The organism is Rhizobium sp. YJ-22, from assembly GCF_029601685.1.
GTDB lineage: Bacteria > Pseudomonadota > Alphaproteobacteria > Rhizobiales > Rhizobiaceae > Metarhizobium.
The window spans coordinates 336,878-353,843 of the sequence record NZ_JARRIR010000001.1; the positions used below are offsets into that span (position 1 = coordinate 336,878).

The window sequence follows — 16,966 nt, forward strand, 5'->3', positions numbered from 1 at the left end:
TTGCCGTATCCCCGTTTTCTGGCGCTTGCCCGAGAAATCCGGCCATTTTCAGGCAGCAATACCGGATGAACCGCCAAAGAGCAATTCATCCGGCAGAGTTTCCAGAGTCTTTACCGTGTGCGCGCAGCCAGCTCGCGCAGCGCCTCGGCGTCGCGTGCCGAGACGTCCGGATAGTCGGGATCGGAGCCGACATCGGCCGTGATCCGCCACGAGCGGGCGCATTTGCGCCCTTCCGCCCGCTTCGGCTCGACGCCGACGCCGGGCACTTCGGACAGGCGGAAGGCATCGGCCGGGGCATCGCCCTCGACCACGGTCAGACCCGAGGTGATGCAGATTTCCTCGAAATCCTGGCCTTCCAGTGCCGCCAGCAGATCCTTGTCCGTGATGTAGACAACGGGTGCCGCCTCCAGCGAGGAGCCGATACGCTTGTCCTTGCGCTCGATTTCCAGCGCGCCGGTCACGACCTTGCGGACCTCGCGGATCTTGTCCCACTTCGCTTCCAGGCCTGCATCGTTCCATTCGGCGGGCACGGCCGGGAACTGCTCCAGATGCACCGAGACCGCATCCGGCTTCAGCGACAGCCAGGCTTCTTCCGTGGTGAAGGGCAACATCGGCGCGAGCCACGTCACCAGGCATTCGAACAGCTTGCGGATGACCGCAAGGCTTGCCCGGCGGCGCAGGCTCGACGGGGCGTCGCAATAGAGCGCGTCCTTGCGGATGTCGAAATAGAAGGCCGAAAGCTCGACATTGGAGAAATCGATCAGCGCGCGGGTGATGCGCTTGAAATCGAAGGCGTCGTAGCCGTCGCGCACCAGCCGGTCGAGCCCGGCCAGGCGATGCAGCATCAGCTTTTCAAGTTCCGGCAGCTCGGCATAGGCGATGTCCTCGCCGGTATCGTGGGCCAGCGTGCCGAGCATCCAGCGGATGGTGTTGCGCAGCTTGCGATAGGCGTCGATATTGGTCTGGATGATCGTCTTGCCGAGGCGCTGGTCTTCCCAGTAATCGGTGGTCATGACCCAGAGGCGCAGGATATCGGCGCCGGATTCCTTCATCACGTCCTGCGGCAGGACCGTGTTGCCGAGCGACTTCGACATCTTGCGGCCGTGCTCGTCCATGGTGAAACCATGGGTGATGACGGTGTCATAGGGCGCGCGGCCACGCGTCGCCGCCGATTCCAGCAGCGAGGAATGGAACCAGCCGCGATGCTGGTCGGAACCTTCGAGATAGACGTCGGCCGGCCATTTCAGGTCCGGGCGATCCTCCAGCGTGAAGGTATGGGTCGAGCCCGAGTCGAACCAGACGTCGAGGATGTCACGCACCTGCGTCCAGTCGTCCCGGTCGGAACGGCCTTCGAGGAAACGCTCCTTGGCGCCATCGGCGAACCAGGCGTCGGCGCCTTCGGCCTCGAAGGCATCGAGGATGCGGGCATTGACCGCCTCGTCCTGCAGGATCTCGCCGCCGGCATTGACGAAGACGCAGATCGGCACGCCCCAGGCGCGCTGGCGCGACAGCACCCAGTCCGGGCGGTTCTCGATCATGGCGCGCAGGCGGTTCTGGCCGGCGCCGGGCACGAAGCGGGTCTCGTCGATGGCGTTCAGAGCGCGCGAGCGCAGCGTGGTGCCGTCGCCGAGTTCCTTGTCCATGTAGACGAACCATTGCGGCGTGTTGCGGAAGATCACCGGCTTCTTGGAACGCCAGCTATGCGGATAGGTATGCTTCAGGCGGCCACGCGCAAACAGGTTTTTGGCGGCGATCAGCGCCTCGATGACGCGCTTGTTGGCGTCGCCCTTCTTGCCGTTGTCGTCGATGACGCGGGCGGCACCGCCTTCCGCTTCCGGGCCGAAGCCGGGAGCATCGCCGGTGTAGAAACCGGCATCGTCGACCGTGAACGGGATTTTCGCCGAGATGCCGCGCGCTCCCAGCGACCGGGCGTGGTGCATCCAGGCGTCGAAGTCCTCGCGGCCATGGCCGGGGGCGGTGTGGACGAAACCCGTACCGGCATCGTCGGTGACATGGTCGCCGTCGAGGAGCGGCACCTGGAAGTCATAGCCGAGCGAGGCCAGCGGATGGGCGCAGACGAGCGTAGCCAGTTCCTCGGCCGTCACGTCGCGAACGAGGGCGAGCGTCACCTTGGCCTTGGCGGCGCATTCCTCGGCGAGCTTCTTGGCGAAGATCAGCTTTTCGCCGGGCTGCGGGCCGAAATCATTCTCGGCGGCGGTCACATCATAGAGGCCGTAACCGAAACGCGACGAGAAGGAGATGGCGCGGTTGCCGGGGATGGTCCAGGGCGTGGTCGTCCAGATCACGACGGAAGCGCCGGCGAAATCGGCGGCGCCCTCAGTCACCGGGAATTTCACCCAGATCGTGTCGGATTCGTAATCCTGATATTCGACTTCCGCTTCGGCCAGCGCCGTGCGCTCGACCACCGACCACATGATCGGCTTGGAGCCGCGATAGAGCTGGCCGCTCTTGGCGATCTTCAGCAGTTCGCCGGCGATGCGCGCCTCGGCGTGGAAGTTCATCGTCGTGTAGGGATTGTCGAAGTCGCCCTCGATGCCCAAGCGCTTGAACTCCTCGGACTGGATCTTGATCCAGTGGGCGGCGAATTCACGGCATTCCCTGCGGAATTCGTTGATCGGCACCTCGTCCTTGTTCTTGCCCTTCTCGCGGTATTTTTCCTCGATCTTCCATTCGATCGGCAGGCCGTGGCAATCCCAGCCGGGCACGTAATTGGCGTCGCGGCCGCGCATCTGGAACGAGCGGGTGATGACGTCCTTGAGGATCTTGTTCAGCGCATGGCCGATATGGATGTTGCCGTTGGCATAGGGCGGGCCGTCATGCAGCACGAATTTGTCGCGGCCGGCGGCGGAGGCGCGCAGCTGCTTGTAAAGCCCCATCTTCTGCCAGCGGGCCACCGTTTCCGGCTCCTTCTGCGGCAGGCCGGCGCGCATCGGGAAATCGGTCTGCGGAAGATAGAGGGTCGAGGAATAGTCGTTCTTGTCAGCGGTCTCGGTCATGATCTGCCATCGGGCGCCCGATTGAGGGCGCGTAAAAGGGTGTCTGAAAATCGGAAAGCGTCAGTCGCGCCGACCATTGGGGCCGAACGCCAAAAACCCGGACCTCCGGCCTCGCTCAGAGTGCGCGGAGGGCCGGGCCAATAATTCGGGACGTCTTCATCAACCGGAATTGGGCCATGGTGGCGGATGTTTAGGGGGTTTTACGCCAAAAGGAAAGAGGCGGCCGCGAAGTTTGTCGCGGCGCAGCATCGTCGCGATCCGCCTCAGGACGCGATCTTTTCATCGAGAACCCCGAGCGGGCGCACACCGGACAGAAGCGCCCTCGCCTCCTCCTCGTCCTTGCGGATCTGGGCGACCAGCGGTTCGAGGCCGTCGAATTTCAGCTCGTCGCGCAGATGACCGAAGAAGGAGACCGAGCAGACCTGGCCATAGAGATCGCCGGAGAAATCGAACAGATAGGTTTCGAGCAGCGGCGCGCCGTTGTCGATGACCGTCGGGCGATAGCCGAAGGAGGCGACGCCGTCATGGATGGCGCCGTTCTCCAGCCGGAAGCGAACGGCATAGATGCCGGGACGCAGCGTCACCTCGCCCGGCAGCGACATGTTGGCGGTGGGATAGCCGAGCGTGCGGCCAAGCTGCTGGCCGTGGATGACCTCGGCCTCGACGGTGTAGCGATAGCCGAGCTGGCCGGCGGCTTCCGCCACCGCTCCTTCGGACAACAGAGTGCGGATGCGGCTCGACGAGATCACCTCCGTATTCTCGTCGCGGAAGGCATCGACCAGCGTGACGCCAAAGCCGTTGCGGGCGCCGGCCGACATCAGGAAGGCCGGGCCGCCCTCGCGCCCGCGCCCGAAATGGAAATCGAAGCCGGTGACGACTTCCGAGACGCCGATCCACTCCATCAGGATCGAGGTGATGAAATCCTGCGCCGAGCGCTGCGAGAAATCCGGCGTGAACGGATATTCGATCACCGACTGGAAGCCGAGCGCTTCGAGCAGCCGCGCCTTCAGCGGCGCCGGCGTCAGGCGGAAGACCGGCGTCTGCGGCTTGAAGACGGTGCGCGGATGCGGCTCGAAGGTCAGCACCAGCGCCGGTTTCTGACGCGCGGCGGCGAGTTCGAGTGCGCGGGCGAGCACCGACTGGTGGCCGCGATGCACGCCATCGAAATTGCCGATGGCGACGACGCCGCCGCGCAGCCGCTCCGGCAAGGCTTCCTTGGTTTCATTGCGATGGAAAACGGTCATCGGACTGTCCTGCCAGAGAAAACTCACGCCAGCCTGTGCATCCACCAGCGCGGGGCGACGCTGTGGCGCGCCAGGAAAAGCTCCAGCGCATCGACATCGGTACCCTCGCCGCCGGCCGGCGCATAATCGGCGGCGTGGATGCCGCCGCTGATATACAGGAGGTCGAGGCCTTGCGCGACCGCGCCGCGCACGTCGGTCGGCAGGCCGTCGCCGATGGCCAGCACCCGCTCGCGCGCAAAGGCGCCGCGGATCGCCTCGGCGGCGGCAAGGCTTGCGGCATAGATCGGCGGATGCGGCTTGCCGGCGACCAGCGTGCGGCCGCCCATGCGCTTGTACATCTCGGCCAGCGACCCGGCGCAGTAGATCATGCGCGTGCCGCGCTCGACCACGAGATCGGGATTGGCGCAGATCATCGTGAGATCGCGGGCCCGCAGCGCTTCGAGTTGCGGGCGATATTGCTCGGGTGTTTCGCTCTCGTCGTCGAACAGGCCGGTGCAGACGATGACCTCGGCCGCGTCCATGGCGACGGAGGTGACCGGCAGGCCCTCGACCAGAGCCCAGTCGCGTTCCGGGCCGATGAGATAGACCTTCTTCGGCCCCTGCGCCTCGATCAGCTTGCGGGTGACGTCGCCGGAGCTGACGATGGCGTCGAAGGTGCCATCGGGCACGCCGATGCCGGCGAACTGGCGCACCACGCCGTCGGAGCGGCGCGGGGAATTGGTGATCAGCACCACCGTCAGGCCCGCCTCGCGCGCCGCCTTCAGCGCGGCGCAGGCCTCCAGGAAGGCAGTCTCGCCATTATGCACCACCCCCCAGACATCGCAGAGAATGACGTCATACAACGCGACGATATCCCGCAAACCTTCGATACGTTCGGCCATCAAGCATAAGTCCCGGCATTCCAAAACATCAGGTCACATCGCAAACCATGGGCATCAAGGCAAGAAGATTTACCGCGCATGCCGAAAAGAACCGTCGTTTCAGAGCTGCGGCAGCGCCAGCCCGAGCGCGGCGGCAAGCCCCAGAACCCGCGCGACACCCCATCGCAGCCGCAAGAGCAGCACCGCCGAGAGCGCAGCCAGCCCCGCCGCCTTCCAGTCGACGCTCTGCCAGACCGGCCAGGGGAGTGCGGCCGGGCCGAATTCCAGCTTCTCCACGGCGCCAAACAGCACATGCAGCGCAAACCACAGAGACAGGTTGAGGATGACGCCGACCACCGCGGCGGTGATCGCCGACAGCGCCGCCGCCGCATATGCGTTGGCGCGAAGCCGCTCGACATAGGGCGCACCGATGAAGATCCACAGGAAACTCGGCACGAAGGTGGCCCAGGCCGTCAGCAACAGTCCGAGCGTCCCGGCCAGCACCGGATCGAGCCCGGAACCGCTGCGACCACCGGCGAGATAGCCGACGAAACAGAGGACCAGCACCAGCGGTCCCGGCGTGGTTTCGGCAAGCGCCAGGCCGTCGAGCATTTCGCCGGGCCGCAGCCAGCCGTAATGATCGACCGCCATCTGCGCCACATAGGCAAGCACCGCATAGGCGCCGCCGAAGGTGACCAGCGCCATCTTCGAGAAGAAGGAAAACAGGTCGGCAAAGGCCGGGGCATCCCCGGAGACGAGCAGCAGGAGGACCAGCGGCGCCTGCCAGATTGCGAGCCAGACGACCAGCGACAACAGCGTGCGCGTCATCGTTGGCGCCGGCCGCGCCTCGTTCAGTTCGTCGGTCACCACGGCGGTCTTCCGCGCGAAGACGAGGCCGATGAGCGCAGCAGCGAGAATGACGAGCGGAAACGGAATGCCGAAGACGAACAACGCCAGGAACGACACCGCCGCCAGCCCATGATGCAGCCGCCCTTTCAGCGCCCGGCGGCCGACCCGGAAAACCGCCTCGACGACAATGGCGAGCACCGCCGCCTTCAGCCCGAGAAACAGGCTCTGCAACCAGCCGGTCTCGTGATAGAGCCCATATGCGACCGAGAGCCCGAGCATGACCGCCAGCCCCGGCAGGATGAACAGCAGCCCCGCCGCCAGCCCGCCGCGCAAGCCATGCAGCAGCCAGCCGATATAGGTGGCGAGCTGCTGCGCTTCCGGTCCCGGCAGAAGCATGCAATAGTTCAACGCATGCAGAAACCGCTCTTCCGACATCCAGCGCCGCTCCTCGACGACGGCGCGGTGCATGAGCGAAATCTGCCCCGCCGGACCGCCGAAGCTGAGGCAGCCGATGTGGGCGAAAACCCGCAGCAATTGCCCGAAACTCGGGGCAGTCTCCGGCACCTGGATGTGAATATTTTGCGAATCGCGGCTCATGCCGCAGTCTTAACCAATTTTTCTGAAATTTTTTCGACGGCCCGTTCTTGACTCGCCAAGGAAGCGTCCTTACCTACGTCGCTGCTAGCACTCGCAAATGAGGAGTGCTAACAACCTTTCAGACGGACCTCTCACCGGTTCGTTCAGTCATTTGATCGAGGGATTAGACAATGACAGCCATCAACTTCCGCCCGCTGCACGACCGCGTCGTCGTTCGCCGCGTCGAATCCGAAGCCAAGACCAAGGGCGGCATCATCATTCCCGATACCGCCAAGGAAAAGCCGCAGGAAGGCGAAATCGTCGCCGTCGGCACCGGTACCCGTGACGACAAGGGCGCGCTCGTCGCTCTCGACGTCAAGGCCGGCGACCGCGTCCTGTTCGGCAAATGGTCGGGCACCGAAGTCAAGCTCAACGGCGAAGACCTTCTGATCATGAAGGAAGCCGACATCATGGGCATCATCGGCTGATCGCCGGTTTTATCCTTTCCCGACTTACGCAGACACCTCTTCAGGAGTTCTCACAATGGCAGCCAAAGAAGTCAAATTCGGCCGCGGCGCGCGCGAAAAGATGCTGCGCGGCGTCGATATCCTCGCCGATGCCGTCAAGGTAACGCTCGGCCCCAAGGGCCGCAACGTCGTGATCGACAAGTCCTTCGGCGCTCCGCGCATCACCAAGGACGGCGTTTCGGTCGCCAAGGAAATCGAACTGGACGACAAGTTCGAGAACATGGGCGCACAGCTCGTTCGTGAAGTCGCTTCCAAGACCAACGACATCGCCGGCGACGGCACCACGACCGCAACCGTTCTCGCCCAGGCGATCGTTCGCGAAGGCCACAAGGCCGTTGCCGCCGGCATGAACCCGATGGACCTGAAGCGCGGCATCGACCTCGCCGTCGGCGAAGTCGTCAAGGATCTCCAGGCCAAGGCCAAGAAGATCAACACTTCGGAAGAAGTCGCCCAGGTCGGCACGATCTCCGCAAACGGCGACAAGCAGGTCGGTCTCGACATTGCCGAAGCCATGCAGAAGGTCGGCAACGAAGGCGTCATCACGGTTGAAGAAGCCAAGACCGCCGAAACCGAACTCGAAGTCGTCGAAGGCATGCAGTTCGACCGCGGCTACCTCAGCCCCTACTTCGTCACCAATGCCGAGAAGATGGTCGCCGATCTCGACGACGCCTACATCCTCCTGCACGAAAAGAAGCTTTCGAACCTCCAGGCCATGCTGCCGGTTCTCGAAGCCGTCGTTCAGACCGGCAAGCCGCTGCTCATCATCGCTGAAGACGTCGAAGGCGAAGCCCTTGCAACGCTCGTCGTCAACAAGCTGCGTGGCGGCCTGAAGATCGCTGCCGTCAAGGCTCCGGGCTTCGGCGATCGCCGCAAGGCCATGCTCGAAGACATCGCCATCCTGACGGGCGGCACTGTCATCTCCGAAGACCTCGGCATCAAGCTCGAAAACGTCACGCTCGACATGCTCGGCCGTTCCAAGAAGGTTTCGATCTCCAAGGAAAACACGACGATCGTCGACGGCGCCGGCCAGAAGTCCGACATCGAAGGCCGCGTTGCCCAGATCAAGGCGCAGATCGAGGAAACCACCTCGGACTACGACCGCGAGAAGCTGCAGGAACGCCTTGCCAAGCTCGCCGGTGGCGTTGCCGTCATCCGCGTCGGCGGCTCGACGGAAGTCGAAGTCAAGGAAAAGAAGGACCGCATCGACGACGCGCTCAACGCGACGCGCGCTGCCGTTCAGGAAGGCATCGTCCCCGGCGGCGGCGTAGCGCTCCTGCGCTCCTCCACCAAGATCACCGCCAAGGGCGAGAACGACGACCAGGAAGCCGGCATCAACATCGTGCGCAAGGCTCTCCAGTCGCTGGTTCGCCAGATCGCCGAGAACGCAGGTGACGAAGCCTCGATCGTCGTCGGCAAAATCCTCGAGAAGAACGAAGACAACTACGGCTACAACGCCCAGACGAGCGAATATGGCGACATGATCTCCATGGGCATCGTCGATCCGGTCAAGGTCGTCCGTACCGCTCTGCAGAACGCCGCTTCGGTTGCCTCGCTGCTGATCACCACGGAAGCCATGATCGCCGAACTGCCGAAGAAGGATGCCCCCGGCGGCATGCCTGGCGGCATGGGCGGAATGGGCGGCATGGACATGATGTAAGGCATCCAGCCTTACATCTGAGCCATCCGGTTCAGGTTACGGAAAAGGCGGGTCGCGAGACCCGCCTTTTTTGTTTGCGGAAATTCCAAAGCTTTTTTCCATCGAGCATTTTTTCACCTAAACCCGCCAGAACACGTCTACATCGCAACGAAGAGGGCGCCTATCGCCACTTCGTTTCAAGTGACGGGCTCTGCATTTTTTGACGTATCGGCGTATGGATGTCACAGCCTTGTTCCCTGAACCTTCAGGATGTTTTACGCCGACCATGTCGTCGTCGGATGAATAGAAAAACGAGATCGCAGCACCGATAGCTTTTCGCGTTCCATCGTATCAAATCATGTGCCTCCCGATCGTTCGTCCATTTTGTGAACGATATGTCTCCAATCGTTTATCTTTCCAAAACAGTAAAAATGGGCAAATTGACGCAAGACAGTTTTTCGTGGCCGATGCCGTGCCGCAGACCCCAACAGGAGTTTCCCGATGTCTTCGCCCAATAGCGCCCTTCTCCTTCTCGCGCGCGTTCTGCTTTCGTTTATGTTCATCTATTCCGGCTTCGGCAAGCTGATGGATGCCGCCGGGACGGCGGGGATGATTGCGGGAGCCGGCCTGCCGGCCGCGACCGCGCTTGCCTATCTCGCCGGCCTGTTCGAACTGGTCGCCGGCCTCGCCGTGCTCGTCGGTTTCCAGACGAAGATCGTCGGCTGGGCGCTGGCGGTGTTCTGCGTGTTCACCGGCCTCGTCTTCCATAGCAGCGCCATCAACGTTCCGGATTTCCCGGCCGCCGCCAATGGCTGGCTGACCGTGCTCAACCAGATCATGCTGATGAAGAACATCACGCTGGCCGGCGCCTATATCCTGCTCGCCACCGTCGGCGCCGGCGCCTATTCGCTGGATGCCCGTCGCGGCGTGGCAACGCTCGCCTGATTTTCGACATTCCAAGCAAAAGGCCCGCCGGAGCGATCCGGCGGGCCTTTTGCTGTTTTGGAAACCGCAGCGTTCACAAGGCGCGGCGCACTGCTTCGACGATCCGTTTCACCCGTGCGTCCGCCTCGTGCTCCGGCTTGCGGGCGCGCACCAGGCAGGCCTGCGAGCGCAGGATGACGCCGTCGGAGAGGATTTTCAGGTGGTTGGCGGTAAGCGTCGAGCCGGTGGAGGTGATATCGACGATGATATCCGCCTGCCCTGCCGCCGGCGCGCCCTCGGTGGCGCCCAGGCTTTCGACGATGCGATAGAGCTGGATGCCGTGGCTGCCGGAAAAATGCTGCTGCGTCAGCCGCCAGTATTTCGTGGCGATGGTCAGGCGGCGATGGTGGCGGGCGCGGAAATCGGCGGCGACATCGCCAAGATCGGCCATGCTGTCGACATCCACCCAGATTTCCGGCACGGCGACCACCACATCCGCATGGCCGAAGCCGAGGCGGGCGCAGAACTCGACGCGGGCATCGACTTCCGCCATCTGCTCGCGCATCAGATCCTCGCCGGTGACGCCGAAATCGACGCTGCCATTACCCAGCTCGCGCGAGATTTCCGAGGCCGAAAGGAAAGCGATCTCGATATCGTCGAAACCCTCGACACGGCCGCGATAGGAGCGCTCATTGCCGACGGCGACGATCTTCAGGCCGGCGCGCTCGAAGATCGCGGCCGAATCCTCCTTCATGCGCCCCTTGGAGGGCACGGCGATGGTGATGGTCATGAGCGCGCCCTTTCCGCCTCGATCCGGTCCAGCCACAAGGCGAAGCCGACCGCCGGGATATGGCTCGACGCGCCGAGCAGCGTCATCAGTCGGTCAAAGCGCCCGCCGCCGGCAAGAACGGCCTGGCTTTCGCCTGCCGTCACCTCGAAGACGAGGCCGGTGTAATAATCCAGCGGACGGCCGAAGGCGGCGCGGTAAACGATCGGCGCGACATCGATGCCGGCGGCTTCCAGCGCGCGCAGCCGCGCCTCGAAGGCGGCGACCGCCGGTCCGAGATGCAGGCCGGCGGCATCGGCAAAGCCGGCAAGGGCTGCCGGCGCTTCGGCCAGCGGCAGTTCCAGCGACAGGAATTCGCGCAGCAGCAGCAGCACGGACTCGTCCAGCTTCGTCTGCGCCAGCGACAGTTTTTCACGCAGGCGGGCGGCGATTTCGGCGGGCGCGCGGCTGGCATTGGTGGAATAGCCGGTCGCCTGCATGGTCTCGTCGAGATGGGCGATCAAGCCCGCATCGTCGCCGGATTGCGCCAGTTCCAGTGTCTTTGGGTCGATGCCTGATATCGGCAGCGGGCTGGCAAGCGTTTGCAGCCATTGCTCGATTCTATCAGGGTTGCCGAAGGCATGGATCAGCCGCTTCTGCCAGCCGAGGGGCAGGCCGAGCGCCTTCACCACCGCTTCGAAAACCGCCTGGTCGCCCAGCGTTACCTTGAGCGTCTTGCCGGGCAGCAGCAGTTTCAGGATGCCCATGGCATCGCCAATGGCGCGGGCATCGGCCGACGCCGTATCGCCATCGCCGAGATCCTCGATACCCGCCTGGAAGAATTCATTGGGGCCGTCGCGACGCTGACGAAAAACCTCGCCAAGATAGGCGTAGCGCTTCGGCGTGCCCATGGCGCTTTCGATATGGCGCAGGCAGACGGGAATGGTGAATTCCGGGCGCAGGCAGAGGTTTTCGCCGGTCTCGCTTTCGGTGAGGAAGATGCGACGGCGGAGATCCTCGCCGGCCATGTCGAGAAAGGGTTCGGCCGGCTGGATGATGGGCGTATCGACGCGCTCGGTGCCGCGCGAGACGAAATCGGCCAGCAGCGCAGCGGAGAATCCGGGCAGGTTGATCAGCGCCATAGGAACATCTCTTTGTTTTGACGCATGTCGTTCTCACAAAACCGCATCACACTTTTGCGCGACATGCATCAGCCTGCCCGACGCCGGTCTTCGGCCTGCGCTTCGAGGATTTCGCGCACCTTTGCGACCAGTTCGGCCTCCGGCACGATCTCCTGCGCCACGCGCGCCTCGCGCCAGGTGGCATTGTCCTCGATTTCGCCGGCGAGACGCTTGCCCTCGATCAGATCCTTGATCTGCACCACGCCCTGCGCCCGCTCGTCGCCGCCCTGGATGATGGCGACAGGGCAATCGCGGCGGTCGGCATATTTGAGCTGGTTGCCGAATTTCTTCCAGTTGCCCTGATACATTTCAGCGCGAATGCCCTCGGCGCGCAGCGCCTGCGTGAAGCGCTGGTAGCGGCCCATGCTCTCAGTATCGCCATCCATGACGGTGATCAGCACCGGGGCGATCACCTGATCCTGGCCAAGCTTGCCGAGGTTCTTCAGCGCCGTCATCAGGCGGGAGACGCCGATGGAGAAGCCGGTCGCCGGCACGGGCTGGCCCATGAAGCGCGAGACGAGACCGTCATACCGCCCGCCGCCGCCGACGGAGCCGAACACGACCTTTTCGCCCTTCTCGTTGGTGACGTCGAACAGCAGTTCGGCCTCGTAGACCGGGCCGGTATAATATTCGAGGCCGCGCACGACGGAAGGGTCGATCTTGACGCGATCGGAGGCGTAGCCGGCGCCGGTCACCAGCGCGCCGATCATGTTGAGTTCCTCGACGCCTTCGCCGCCCTTGGAGGTACCGGCCACCAGTTCGGCGAGAGCGCCGGCGCTTTCCGCGTAATCCTTGATGCCGACGAAGAACAGCACCTTGGCGATCTGGTCGTCGTCAAGGCCCGCGCCCTTGGTGAAGTCGCCGGACTCGTCCTTGCGGCCCGGGCCGAGCAGCAGCTTGACGCCTTCGGGGCCGAACTTGTCGAGCTTGTCGATGGCGCGCAGCACATTGAGGCGCTGGCCGGCCTTGTCCTCCCCGCCGAGGCCGATGGCTTCGAGCACGCCATCCAAAACCTTGCGGTTGTTGACGCGGATGACGTAATCGCCGCGCTTGATGCCGAGCGCTTCCAGCGTATCGGCCATCATCATGCACATTTCGGCATCGGCCTGCGCGCCGGCGGCACCGACCGTATCGGCATCGAACTGCATGAACTGGCGGAAGCGGCCGGGGCCGGGCTTCTCGTTGCGGAAGACGTAGCCGGCGCGATAGGTGCGGTAGGGAAGCTGGATTTCCTGGAAATTCTCAGCGACATGGCGGGCGAGCGGCGCGGTCAGGTCGTAGCGCAGGCTCATCCACTGGTCGTCGTCGTCCTGCAGCGAGAACACGCCTTCGTTGGGGCGGTCGCTGTCGGGCAGGAATTTGCCGAGCGCATCGGTATATTCGAACAGCGGCGTCTCCACCGGGTCGAAGCCGTAGCGTTCGTAGACCTCGCGGATCTTGCCCGTCATCTCGTTGACGGCGCGGATATCGGCAGCCGACCGGTCGACGAAGCCGCGCGGCAGGCGGGCCTTGAGTTTTTGCGGTTTCTTCGACTTGTCGTTCATGATGCGCAACCGGTCCGTTCTGGTCTCTCAAACTGTGCCGGTGTCTTAGAATATGAAGGCGGGAGCGGCAAGGGCGAAGGCTGGCGACGGGGCTCCCCGAGTGCTATATTCCGCCGCAAGCCAGCCAGGATTGATTTTGTCCGTGAACAAACGCGTCGCCATCGAGATCGGCCATCGCTCCGCCGTCTATCGATAGAAGCATGATCCTCGAAGCGCTCAATTATCTCGCCAGCCTGCCTGTGACCGCGTCGATGCATCGCGGTTTCGTGCGTGGGTCGGTCAATCTCTGGTCGCGAGCGCGGCGGTGTGCTTCGGACTGGGCGGAGCATGAGCGGCACTGCCATGACGCGGTGCGGGCGGAGGTTGCCGGGTTGCGGCAGCGGCGCACCGTCGTCGTGCTCGGCTCCGGGCTGTTGCGGGATGTGCCAGTCGAGGAATTGTCGCGGCAATTCGATACCGTCGTGCTCGTCGATCTCGTGCATCTGGCTTCGGTGCGGCTATGGCTCAAGGCAAAGGGGCTTAAAAATGTGCGGCTGATCGAGCGGGATATTTCCGGGTTCGATGCCGTCGTCGCCGGCAAGGAGCCGGAGCCGCTGGCATTTCTGCGGCAGGTTCCCTATCTCGATCTGGTGGTTTCGGCCAATGTGCTGTCGCAGATCGGCATTGGCGCCGGGCGCAAATCGGAGGCGGCGGGATTGCCGCAGGCAGTGGTGCCGCGGCTGATCGCGGCGCATCTCGAAGGTTTGAGCGCCCTGCCCGCTTATGTCTGCCTGTTGACCGACATCGGTTTCCGGGTGGTGGATCGCACCGGCAAGCTGCATCAGGAGGTCGACCTGCTGCATGGCATCGCGCCGCCTGCGGAAACGGCGCGCTGGTCCTGGCCGGTGATCCCGACCGGCGAGGCCAGCCGCGACTATCAGGTCGTCCACACCGTCATCGCCAGCCGGATGCAGCCCGCACCAAAGGCGGCGGACAGGGCGGACGCAAAGCATGGAGACAGAGCATGACCGCACGCAACCTGACGGCCATCGGCTTCGACGCCGACGACACGCTGTGGCAGAACGAGCAATATTACCGGCTGACGGAGCAGCATTTCACCGAACTGCTGTCCGATTTCGCTGAGGGCGAGCAGATTTCCAGCCAACTCCTCGAAGCGGAAAAGCGCAACCTCGATTTTTATGGTTTCGGCATCAAGGGGTTTACATTGTCGATGATCGAGACGGCGATCGAGATCACCCAAGGCAAGGCGCCGGCCGAAATCATCGAAAAAATCCTCGGCATCGGCCGTGACTTGCTGCGCCATCCGGTCGAGACCCTGCCGCATGTGCAGGAGACGCTGGAGAGTCTTGCCGGGCGCTATTTCCTCGTCATGATTACCAAGGGCGACCTGTTCGACCAGGAGCGCAAGCTGGCGCAATCCGGCCTCGGCGATTATTTCGATGCGGTGGAGATCGTCTCCGACAAGTCCGCCGTCACCTACCGCCGCATCTTCTCCAAACTCGCGGACGGCCCCGAGCGCTCGATGATGATCGGCAATTCACTGAAATCCGACATCGTGCCGGCGATTGCCGCCGGCGCCTACGGCGTCTTCGTGCCGCATGAGCTGACCTGGGTGTTCGAGCATGTGGAGCCGCCGGCGGATGCGCCGCGCTTTCGGCGCATCGTTCACCTCGGCGAACTCGGGCCACTGCTCGACGGGATCGAGTAGTATATTCTTGCCCAATTCCGGACGCAAAACCGCTTCACTCCTTTGCTGGAATTGCTTTCAAGGCCTGATATCCAGCGTCACCGTATAGGGCGCGCCCAGCCCACGGCGGCGGGCGACGCGGGAATAATAGGGGCGGATCAGCCAGGTGGTGTTCTTGGCCACCGGCAGCGCCTTGACGTTGCCGTCGTCGTCGCTGCTGTAGAAGGCGTCCTCGTCAGTCTTGGAAACGTCGAACATCACCAGATAGGTGAAGCGGCTCGGCGTCCAGAAATTGACGCCGACCTTTTCGCCGGCGCGCACATGCAGCGAATAGACCAGCCCCTTGCCGTCGCGCGTCCAGCCTTTCAGCTGCACCGGCTTGCCGGGCAACACCTCGATCGGCACGAGACGCTCGCCCTTGTAGAGATTGGGATGCGGCGGATCGGCCAAGGCCGCTCCGGCAAGGCAGGCAAAAACGGCGGCGACGGCAAGGCGGATGAGGTGATGCATGCGGCGATCAAACCAGCTTTTCACGGCCGCTGCAATGCATCGCGCAGCGCCTCCACACGCAAGCGGCAGATGCAGCCGTCGAGATGGTCGTTGACCATGCCCATCGCCTGCATGAAGGCATAGACCGTGGTCGGGCCGACGAAGGTCCAGCCGCGCTTCTTCAGATCCTTCGACAGGCGCACGGAGGTCTGCGACGTCGGGTTGGTGGCGATCCAGGCGCGGGTGACGCTTGCCGGCCGCTCTTCCGTCCCTGGCTCGAAACCCCAGAAATAGCGGGCGAGCGAGCCGAATTCCGCCTTCAGCGCCTGGGCGCGGCGGGCATTGTTGACGGTCGAGACGATCTTGCCGCGATGGCGGATGATGCCGGGATCGGCGACGCAGCGCTCGATATCGGTGTCGGTGAAGGCGGCGACCTTGTCGAAATCGAAACCGCAGAAGGCGGTGCGAAAATTCTCGCGCTTGCGCAGGATCGTCAGCCAGGAAAGGCCCGACTGGAAACCTTCAAGGCAGATTTTTTCGAACAGCCTGGTGTCGTCGGTCACCGGCCTGCCCCATTCCTCGTCATGATAGCGGCGATAATCGTCGAGATTGCCGTGCCAGGCGCAGCGCGGCTGCCCGTCCTCTCCGATCGCGATGCCTTCCGTCGTCATTGTCAAGCCTTCCTGATCCACTCGGAGGGCTGCTTTACCATTTGCTGACTCTCTTTCCAAACCCGGCGATAACCCTGACGAAAGGTTTATCCGGCGCGGGGCATTTTCATTGGAGACGTTTACCTTTGACTCAAGAGGCGGTGCGAGCATCGGGCCAACAGGGTTATCGAAACCTTGCTTCCCCAGGTCAAACGTAAAGAGTCCCGACCATGTTGAAGATGCCCTTCTCACTCGCCATCGCCTTCGCGATGCTTTCCGCCACCGTTGCCGAGGCCAATGACGGCCGCTACGGCACCCGTCCGCCGGTCACCGTCAGCGCCGATCTCTCCGCCCCTTGGGTGATGCAGCTCACCAACGGCTCCATGCCGCGCGTCTATGCGCCGCGCCGCGTGGTCAGCCAGCCGCAGGTCTATCAGTATCAGCGCCAGGTGGTGCGCCGCGGGTTGTTCGAGCAGCGCCAGCCGGTGATGCGGGCGCCGGTGCAGAATGTCGGGCTTGCTCCGGCGCAGCGGCCGGTGAAAAGCCGCTTCGACCCGATGTACCTGCCGCAGATGGTCGATTACGACACGAAGGAAAAGGCCGGCACCATCGTCATCGACACCAACAATCGCTTCCTCTATCTCGTGATGGGCGGCGGCAAGGCAAGGCGTTACGGCGTCGGCGTCGGCAAGCCGGGCTTCGAATGGGCCGGCTCCCACAAGATCACCCGCAAGGCCGAATGGCCGAGCTGGAATCCGCCCAAGGAAATGATCTCGCGCGAAGCCGCCAAGGGCCATTACCTGCCGGCCAGCATGGAGGGCGGGCCGGAAAATCCGCTCGGCGCGCGGGCCATGTATCTCGGCTCGACGCTCTATCGCATCCACGGCACCAATGCGCCCTGGACGATCGGCTATGCCGTTTCCTCCGGCTGCATCCGCATGCGCAACGAGGATGTGACCGATCTTTACGAGCGCGTCGACGTCGGGACACGCGTCATCGTGATCTGATTGCAACGA

General features: G+C 63.5%; 15 protein-coding genes. 6 read left to right on the forward strand and 9 right to left on the reverse strand.

The genetic code is table 11. The features are described 5' to 3' along the window. Positions 1-110: 110 nt before the first annotated feature. The 4 genes from ileS to chrA form a co-directional block, all read right to left on the reverse strand. The gene (gene ileS / locus P7F60_RS01615) at positions 111-3,017 is read right to left on the reverse strand and encodes an isoleucine--tRNA ligase (protein WP_277915953.1); all 2,907 of its coding nucleotides are present in this window, start codon (positions 3,015-3,017) and stop codon (positions 111-113) included. Between the two features lie 263 nt (positions 3,018-3,280). Next, positions 3,281-4,261, reverse strand: coding sequence for a bifunctional riboflavin kinase/FAD synthetase (locus P7F60_RS01620; protein ID WP_277915954.1), 981 nt, complete (start codon positions 4,259-4,261; stop codon positions 3,281-3,283). Between the two features lie 23 nt (positions 4,262-4,284). Further along, on the reverse strand, positions 4,285-5,142 hold the full coding sequence (locus P7F60_RS01625) for a TIGR01459 family HAD-type hydrolase (protein ID WP_277915955.1): 858 nt from the start codon (positions 5,140-5,142) through the stop codon (positions 4,285-4,287). Positions 5,143-5,241: 99 nt separating this feature from the next. After that, on the reverse strand, positions 5,242-6,567 hold the full coding sequence (gene chrA / locus P7F60_RS01630; RefSeq protein ID WP_277915956.1) for a chromate efflux transporter: 1,326 nt from the start codon (positions 6,565-6,567) through the stop codon (positions 5,242-5,244). A 170-nt stretch (positions 6,568-6,737) separates the two neighbouring features. Here chrA and groES point away from each other — a divergent pair, with 170 nt between their 5' ends. The 3 genes from groES to P7F60_RS01645 all read left to right on the forward strand — a co-directional run bounded on the left by groES (position 6,738) and on the right by P7F60_RS01645 (position 9,654). Beyond that, entirely contained in the window at positions 6,738-7,034 is a 297-nt protein-coding gene (groES, locus tag P7F60_RS01635; protein WP_277915957.1) for a co-chaperone GroES, read from the forward strand. A 55-nt stretch (positions 7,035-7,089) separates the two neighbouring features. Then, entirely contained in the window at positions 7,090-8,730 is a 1,641-nt protein-coding gene (gene groL, locus P7F60_RS01640; RefSeq protein WP_277915958.1) for a chaperonin GroEL, read from the forward strand. Between the two features lie 480 nt (positions 8,731-9,210). After that, positions 9,211-9,654, forward strand: a complete 444-nt coding sequence (locus P7F60_RS01645; RefSeq protein WP_277915959.1) for a DoxX family protein — start codon at positions 9,211-9,213, stop codon at positions 9,652-9,654. Positions 9,655-9,727: 73 nt separating this feature from the next. Here P7F60_RS01645 and hisG read toward each other — a convergent pair whose 3' ends face one another. The 3 genes from hisG to hisS all read right to left on the reverse strand — a co-directional run bounded on the left by hisG (position 9,728) and on the right by hisS (position 13,124). After that, positions 9,728-10,423, reverse strand: a complete 696-nt coding sequence (hisG, locus tag P7F60_RS01650) for an ATP phosphoribosyltransferase (RefSeq protein WP_277915960.1) — start codon at positions 10,421-10,423, stop codon at positions 9,728-9,730. Continuing rightward, positions 10,420-11,541 carry an ATP phosphoribosyltransferase regulatory subunit gene (locus P7F60_RS01655; RefSeq protein WP_277915961.1) on the reverse strand — a complete coding sequence of 374 codons (1,122 nt, stop codon included), beginning with the start codon at positions 11,539-11,541 and terminating at the stop codon, positions 10,420-10,422. Before P7F60_RS01655 ends, hisG begins: the two co-directional genes overlap by 4 nt. A gap of 68 nt (positions 11,542-11,609) precedes the next feature. Further along, on the reverse strand, positions 11,610-13,124 hold the full coding sequence (gene hisS / locus P7F60_RS01660; RefSeq protein WP_277915962.1) for a histidine--tRNA ligase: 1,515 nt from the start codon (positions 13,122-13,124) through the stop codon (positions 11,610-11,612). A 200-nt stretch (positions 13,125-13,324) separates the two neighbouring features. On the opposite strand from hisS, the gene P7F60_RS01665 reads away from it, so the two are divergent. Continuing rightward, positions 13,325-14,131, forward strand: coding sequence for a hypothetical protein (locus tag P7F60_RS01665; protein ID WP_277915963.1), 807 nt, complete (start codon positions 13,325-13,327; stop codon positions 14,129-14,131). After that, on the forward strand, positions 14,128-14,832 hold the full coding sequence (locus P7F60_RS01670) for an HAD family hydrolase (RefSeq protein ID WP_277915964.1): 705 nt from the start codon (positions 14,128-14,130) through the stop codon (positions 14,830-14,832). Before P7F60_RS01665 ends, P7F60_RS01670 begins: the two co-directional genes overlap by 4 nt. Positions 14,833-14,889: 57 nt before the next feature. On the opposite strand, the gene P7F60_RS01675 is transcribed toward P7F60_RS01670, so the two are convergent. Together P7F60_RS01675 and P7F60_RS01680 are read right to left on the reverse strand one after the other, a co-directional pair. After that, complete coding sequence (locus P7F60_RS01675) at positions 14,890-15,345, reverse strand: hypothetical protein (protein WP_277915965.1); 456 nt, start codon at positions 15,343-15,345, stop codon at positions 14,890-14,892. Beyond that, a complete protein-coding gene (locus P7F60_RS01680) occupies positions 15,342-15,971 on the reverse strand; it encodes a DNA-3-methyladenine glycosylase I (RefSeq protein WP_277915966.1) in 630 nt (209 codons plus the stop codon). Before P7F60_RS01680 ends, P7F60_RS01675 begins: the two co-directional genes overlap by 4 nt. Before the next feature lie 209 nt (positions 15,972-16,180). Between P7F60_RS01680 and P7F60_RS01685 the strand changes: the two genes are divergently transcribed. Beyond that, positions 16,181-16,957, forward strand: coding sequence for a L,D-transpeptidase (locus P7F60_RS01685; protein WP_277915967.1), 777 nt, complete (start codon positions 16,181-16,183; stop codon positions 16,955-16,957). The last annotated feature ends 9 nt before the right edge of the window (positions 16,958-16,966 follow it).

Bases quoted from the DNA above. Each gene is read 5' to 3' on its own strand.
- ileS (WP_277915953.1), bottom strand. From the start codon at position 3,017: ATGACCGAGACCGCTGACAAGAACGACTATTCCTCGACCCTCTATCTT.
- P7F60_RS01620 (WP_277915954.1), bottom strand. From the start codon at position 4,261: ATGACCGTTTTCCATCGCAATGAAACCAAGGAAGCCTTGCCGGAGCGG.
- P7F60_RS01625 (WP_277915955.1), bottom strand. From the start codon at position 5,142: ATGGCCGAACGTATCGAAGGTTTGCGGGATATCGTCGCGTTGTATGAC.
- chrA (WP_277915956.1), bottom strand. From the start codon at position 6,567: ATGAGCCGCGATTCGCAAAATATTCACATCCAGGTGCCGGAGACTGCC.
- groES (WP_277915957.1), top strand. From the start codon at position 6,738: ATGACAGCCATCAACTTCCGCCCGCTGCACGACCGCGTCGTCGTTCGC.
- groL (WP_277915958.1), top strand. From the start codon at position 7,090: ATGGCAGCCAAAGAAGTCAAATTCGGCCGCGGCGCGCGCGAAAAGATG.
- P7F60_RS01645 (WP_277915959.1), top strand. From the start codon at position 9,211: ATGTCTTCGCCCAATAGCGCCCTTCTCCTTCTCGCGCGCGTTCTGCTT.
- hisG (WP_277915960.1), bottom strand. From the start codon at position 10,423: ATGACCATCACCATCGCCGTGCCCTCCAAGGGGCGCATGAAGGAGGAT.
- P7F60_RS01655 (WP_277915961.1), bottom strand. From the start codon at position 11,541: ATGGCGCTGATCAACCTGCCCGGATTCTCCGCTGCGCTGCTGGCCGAT.
- hisS (WP_277915962.1), bottom strand. From the start codon at position 13,124: ATGAACGACAAGTCGAAGAAACCGCAAAAACTCAAGGCCCGCCTGCCG.
- P7F60_RS01665 (WP_277915963.1), top strand. From the start codon at position 13,325: ATGATCCTCGAAGCGCTCAATTATCTCGCCAGCCTGCCTGTGACCGCG.
- P7F60_RS01670 (WP_277915964.1), top strand. From the start codon at position 14,128: ATGACCGCACGCAACCTGACGGCCATCGGCTTCGACGCCGACGACACG.
- P7F60_RS01680 (WP_277915966.1), bottom strand. From the start codon at position 15,971: ATGACGACGGAAGGCATCGCGATCGGAGAGGACGGGCAGCCGCGCTGC.
- P7F60_RS01685 (WP_277915967.1), top strand. From the start codon at position 16,181: ATGTTGAAGATGCCCTTCTCACTCGCCATCGCCTTCGCGATGCTTTCC.